This is a genomic window from bacterium (genome assembly GCA_040753555.1).
Classification (GTDB): domain Bacteria; phylum UBA9089; class UBA9088; order UBA9088; family UBA9088; genus JBFLYE01.
Window position 1 is genome coordinate 1 of the sequence record JBFMDZ010000149.1, and the last position, 5,008, is coordinate 5,008.

Sequence of the window (5,008 nt, forward strand, 5' to 3'; positions counted from 1 at the left end):
TTGTCTAAGACAACATTCCTCCCCCTTGGGCCTAATGTAACCTTAACCGCATCTGCTAAGGTATTTACGCCCTTTTGAATCTCTTTTCTTGCTTCTTCGTTAAAGCTTAATTGTTTTGCCATTATTTATCTACCTCCTTTTATTCAATTATTCCGAGGACATCGTCCTCTCTCATAATAAGATAGCTATTCTCGTCTATCTTTATCTCTGTTCCCGAATACTTGCCAAATAGAACCTTATCCCCTGCCTTTACCTCAAGTGGGACAATTGTTCCATCGTCAAGCCTTTTCCCTTTCCCAACAGCCTTGATAATGCCTTCCTGAGGCTTCTCCTTTGCTGTATCAGGGATTATTATCCCTCCCTTCTTGACCTCTTTCTCTTCTTCTGGCTTTACCAGAATATGATCTCCTAATGGTCTTATGTTCATTTTAAATCACCTCCGATTTTTTAATGCTAAAAATTTTATCATTTTTTGTTTTTTCTTGTCAATAAAATTTTTTATCCATATAATTTCAGGATGCCTAGGTTCATAAAAATTATAATCCTTATCCTTGTTTTTATTCGTCCATTCACATCAGGGGTGTCAGGGCCATCGTCTAATTGGTTTATACTCATTATCCTATTCCTTTTGTTCCTTCTTTGTCTTGTAAGGATTATTTTAAAAAAAGAAATTTTATATTCTTCTTCCCTTGATCTTCCCTTGTTTCTTTTTGCAATTGCTATTATTGTAGGAATATTCAATTCATTCTCAAAGAATGAGGCAATCACACAAGGCTTTATCTTTCTCTCCTATTTCCTTCTTTACTTTCTTGTTATCCATTACCCTCCATCTGAAAATAAAGCAAGAATTTCTATCCTTCTTTCCTGCTTTCTTGTCTCTTGCTATGGAATATACCAATCCTTATTTGGTCTTGCCCAGACGAGGGAATTTATCCAATTTTATAAACTTCCCGATGAATTTCTAGGAAGGGCTTCCAACAAAGTATTTTCAACATTTATATATCCAAATGCATTTGCAGGATACCTTGTCCTCGTCCTTCCTTTGGCTATATCCTTGATATTTAACTTAAAAAAGAAATTTCATCTTCTGCTCTTCTGCTCTTCTGCTCTTCTGCTCTTATATTCCCTTTATCTTACAGGCTCAAGGGGAGGATTTATCTCCTTTTTCTTTTCCTTATTTTTATTCTTTATCTTAAGAAGGAAAAGAATTTTAATAATTCTTTCCCTTTTTTTATTCCTCTTTGTTTTAATCCATTATTCTATCCCACCACCAAGCTCCCTTATTGCAAGGCTTGGATATGCAAGGGCAAGTCTTAAAATAATCAGGGATAATCCAGCTGGCACAGGCATTTCTACATTTGCCTCAATGTATTTTAAATACAAACTAGCAAGCGAGGAGGAAACAAGGATGGCTCATAATAATTACCTTCAAATAGGTGTTGAGCTTGGAATATTTGGGCTTTTAGCTTTTATTTTTCTTCTTGTATTTATAGCAATAAAGGGGTTAAACATAGCAAGGAAAAATAGAAATTTGGAGGGCTATTATATCGGCTCTTTTGCATTTTTCTTCCATTCTATTGTTGATTTTGACCTATACCTTCCAGAGATTACATTTATCTTCTTTTTCTTCCTTGGAATACTTTTCTCTTTTGAAAAAAATGAAAAAAAGACAAGTAGGTTATTTGCTCTTATCCTTATTATTCCCGTTATTTACCTTTGTTTTTATTCCTATAAAATGATGAAAGCAGCCTCTCTTTATGAAAAGGCAATGGATTATATCTTTACAAACGAATATGTATTGGCAGAAAAAAATCTAGAGAATGCAATAAACCTTAATAAAAACCCAGAATGGCTTATTACATTAGGAAGGCTAAAGGAAGAAAAAGACCCCGATTATTCTTTAAAGCTATATAGAATGGCAATAGAAGAAAATCCAAATTTTCCTTATTATAACTATTGCATTGCAAGGGTTCTTATAAAAAAAGGCAGAAATAAGGAGGCAATTTTTTTTCTAAAAAGAGCATCCAAATTTTACCCAACAAATCCCATTTATAGGATGTGTTTAGATAATCTTTTAACAGAGCTTCAGTAATAAATTCCAATGATAAATAAACTTAATGTCTAAATTCCAATTTAAACATACATACCAGCATTTGACTTTACCTCTCTTAACAAGGTAAAATTCTTTTATGCTTAAGAAAATATTTCTATGGCTAATTGGAATTATCACAATCGCTCTTATTTTTTATAACACAAAGATAGAGATTCCAGAAAAACCAGAAATTATTCCATATTCTACCTTCTTAAAATTCGTAGAGGAGGGAATAATAAAAGAGATAGTTATTATTGATAGCTCAATTAAGGGAAAAATCGTTCAGGGCAAAAAGGTTGTTTTATTTACAACGCAGATTCCATATAGGGATGAAAACCTTATAAACTTTCTTAAGGAAAACAATGTCAGCTTTAAAGGAGAAGATATATCTCCCTTTCACTCATTTATTAACTTCTTTTGGCAGACGGTTATTCCAACAATCTTTTTTATCTTTATCTTCTGGTTTCTCTTATTTAGAAATGTAAGGGGTCCAGGTGGAGAGAATCCATTTTCATTTACAAGGTCAAGGGCAAGGCTATTTGCAAAGACAGAGGAATCTATAACATTTAAGGATGTTGCAGGTGTTGAGGAGGCAAAGCAGGAGCTGGTTGAGATAATTGAGTTTTTAAAAGACCCAAAGAGGTTTCAGAAATTGGGGGCAAAGATTCCAAAGGGTGTTTTGCTTGTAGGTCCCCCTGGAACAGGAAAGACCCTTTTAGCAAAGGCTGTTGCTGGAGAGGCTGGCGTTAAATTCTTCTCTGTTTCTGGCTCTGATTTTGTTGAAATCTTTGTTGGTGTTGGTGCAGCAAGGGTTAGGGATTTGTTTGAACAGGGAAGAAAGCATACGCCCTGCATCATATTTATTGATGAAATAGATGCGGTGGGAAGGCAGAGGGGAGCTGGTATTGGTGGAGGTCATGATGAGAGGGAGCAAACACTTAATCAATTGCTGGTTGGAATGGATGGCTTTCATACCCAGGAGGGCTTAATTGTTATTGCCGCAACAAACAGGCCAGATGTCTTAGACCCAGCCCTTCTTCGTCCAGGAAGGTTTGACAGGCATATTGTTGTTGATGCACCAGATATTATAGCAAGGGAGGGGATCTTAAAGGTTCATGCAAAGGGAAAGCGTATAGCAAAGGGTATAGACCTTAAGGTTTTGGCAAGGAGAACCCCTGGATTTGTTGGTTCTGACCTTGCTAATCTTATAAATGAGGCAGCCTTACTTGCGGCAAGGAGAAAAAAAAGAAGTATAACAATGCAGGAGCTTGAGGAATCAATAGACAGGGTTATTGCAGGACCTGAAAGGAGGAGCAAGCTAATATCTGAGAAGGAGAAAAAGATTGTTGCCTGTCATGAGGCAGGCCATGCCCTGGTTTCCCATTTTATCCCAGGCTCTGACCCTGTTCATAAAATCTCCATTATGCCAAGGGGTGTATCTGCACTTGGTTATACCCTTCAGCTTCCCACAGAAGATAGATACATCATTACAAAGGCAGAGCTTTTGGATAGGATGGCTGTATTGCTGGGTGGAAGGTGTGCAGAGGAGGCTGTATTTTCTGATATAACAACCGGAGCTCAGAATGACCTTGAAAAGGCAACAGAGCTTGCAAGGAAGATGGTCTGTGAATATGGAATGTCTGATCTTGGTCCTTTAACCTTTGGAAGAAGGCATGAGGAGGTATTTCTTGGAAGGGATTTTTTAAAGGAAAAGAATTATAGTGAAGAGATTGCAGGAAAGATAGATAAAGAGATTGAGAAGATTGTAACCTCAACATACAAAAGGACATACAATATAGTCTCTGAGAATAGGGCAAGACTTGATAAGCTAGCATCTTCTCTAATTGAAAAAGAAATCCTTGAGGCAGAGGATATAAAGAAGATATTGGAAGAGGGAAATGCAGACAAATAAGACAATATTAAGACAACCTGTTACTATGTTTGGCACCTATGAGTTTCCATCTTATGAAGAGATAATGGAGGCTTATGCCAAAGAATTTGCAAATTATATTCTCCCTAAAGGTGATACTATATTTGGCTTTTGGATGCAGACATTGGCTGATTTGGAATTTTGTACGTGTTTAGCTAATGCTTAATGTATCCTAAAGTTAGGAAAGAAGATATGGAAAATTCTAAATACATAAGCACAAAATTCTAAACAAATTCAAAGCACAAAATCCAAATGACCAAAACAATGGCCGATGTTTTTGGATTTTGAACATTTGGATTTTGATATTGTTTAGGATTTAGGATTTTGAATTTAGGATTTATAAAGATTGATACTTTTTATGTAGGAGCTAAACACATACAAAATAACCGATGATGAATTGAAAGGGGCTTTAATTGAACTATCCTCACCATTAATAAATTGGTTGGAGAAAAGAGATAATCGGTATAAATTGATTTTTTCAGAAAAATTTTGGGAGAATCAACAACAAAAATCAATGGAGGTGTTAAAATGGCTAACATAGAACCTGTAGATATTGAATGTCCTAATTGTGGAAGTTATGAATATGCTTCTTTTGACGAAGATTATGACAATAAATGGGTAACTTTACTATGTGAATGTCTGGAATGTAATACAAAATTTCAAATAAATTATAGGGCTGTAGGTATTGATAAAATAAGAGCCCGTGAAAAAGTATGAATATTTTTTCCGAGTCTTTATTGACAATAACATCATATTACCAACTAGGGAGGTTGCTAATGTTTTATAAAAAAATTTTGTTAATAACCAAAAGAGACCAACAAGTATGATGACAGAGCTTTTGGATAGGATGGCTGTATTGCTGGGTGGAAGGTGGAAAGAGGTATGGCTGTATTTTCTGATATAACAACCGGAGCTCAGAATGACCTTGAAAAGGCAACAGAGCTTGCAAGGAAGATGGTCTGTGAATATGGAATGTCTGATCTTGG

6 protein-coding genes are annotated in these 5,008 nt (G+C 35.6%); 5 read left to right on the top strand and 1 reads right to left on the bottom strand.

What is annotated here, in order from left to right:
* Window positions 1–139: 139 nt before the first annotated feature.
* Entirely contained in the window at window positions 140–427 is a 288-nt protein-coding gene (locus AB1630_10080; GenBank protein ID MEW6104138.1) for a co-chaperone GroES, read from the bottom strand.
* A gap of 90 nt (window positions 428–517) precedes the next feature.
* On the opposite strand from AB1630_10080, the gene AB1630_10085 reads away from it, so the two are divergent.
* From AB1630_10085 to AB1630_10105, 5 genes are all read left to right on the top strand, one after another.
* Complete coding sequence (locus tag AB1630_10085) at window positions 518–2,092, top strand: O-antigen ligase family protein (protein ID MEW6104139.1); 1,575 nt, start codon at window positions 518–520, stop codon at window positions 2,090–2,092.
* Between the two features lie 97 nt (window positions 2,093–2,189).
* Window positions 2,190–4,004, top strand: a complete 1,815-nt coding sequence (ftsH, locus tag AB1630_10090) for an ATP-dependent zinc metalloprotease FtsH (GenBank protein ID MEW6104140.1) — start codon at window positions 2,190–2,192, stop codon at window positions 4,002–4,004.
* The gene (locus AB1630_10095) at window positions 3,991–4,188 is read left to right on the top strand and encodes a hypothetical protein (protein MEW6104141.1); all 198 of its coding nucleotides are present in this window, start codon (window positions 3,991–3,993) and stop codon (window positions 4,186–4,188) included. Before ftsH ends, AB1630_10095 begins: the two co-directional genes overlap by 14 nt.
* Before the next feature lie 362 nt (window positions 4,189–4,550).
* Complete coding sequence (locus AB1630_10100) at window positions 4,551–4,739, top strand: hypothetical protein (protein ID MEW6104142.1); 189 nt, start codon at window positions 4,551–4,553, stop codon at window positions 4,737–4,739.
* 165 nt (window positions 4,740–4,904) lie between these two features.
* Window positions 4,905–5,008 (top strand): hypothetical protein (locus tag AB1630_10105; GenBank protein ID MEW6104143.1); only part of this gene is annotated, 104 nt, incomplete at its 3' end.

What these genes read in the sequence shown, in the direction of transcription:
- AB1630_10085 (MEW6104139.1), top strand. Translation starts at nt 518, where the DNA reads ATGCCTAGGTTCATAAAAATTATAATCCTTATCCTTGTTTTTATTCGT.
- AB1630_10080 (MEW6104138.1), bottom strand. Translation starts at nt 427, where the DNA reads ATGAACATAAGACCATTAGGAGATCATATTCTGGTAAAGCCAGAAGAA.
- AB1630_10095 (MEW6104141.1), top strand. Translation starts at nt 3,991, where the DNA reads ATGCAGACAAATAAGACAATATTAAGACAACCTGTTACTATGTTTGGC.
- ftsH (MEW6104140.1), top strand. Translation starts at nt 2,190, where the DNA reads ATGCTTAAGAAAATATTTCTATGGCTAATTGGAATTATCACAATCGCT.
- AB1630_10100 (MEW6104142.1), top strand. Translation starts at nt 4,551, where the DNA reads ATGGCTAACATAGAACCTGTAGATATTGAATGTCCTAATTGTGGAAGT.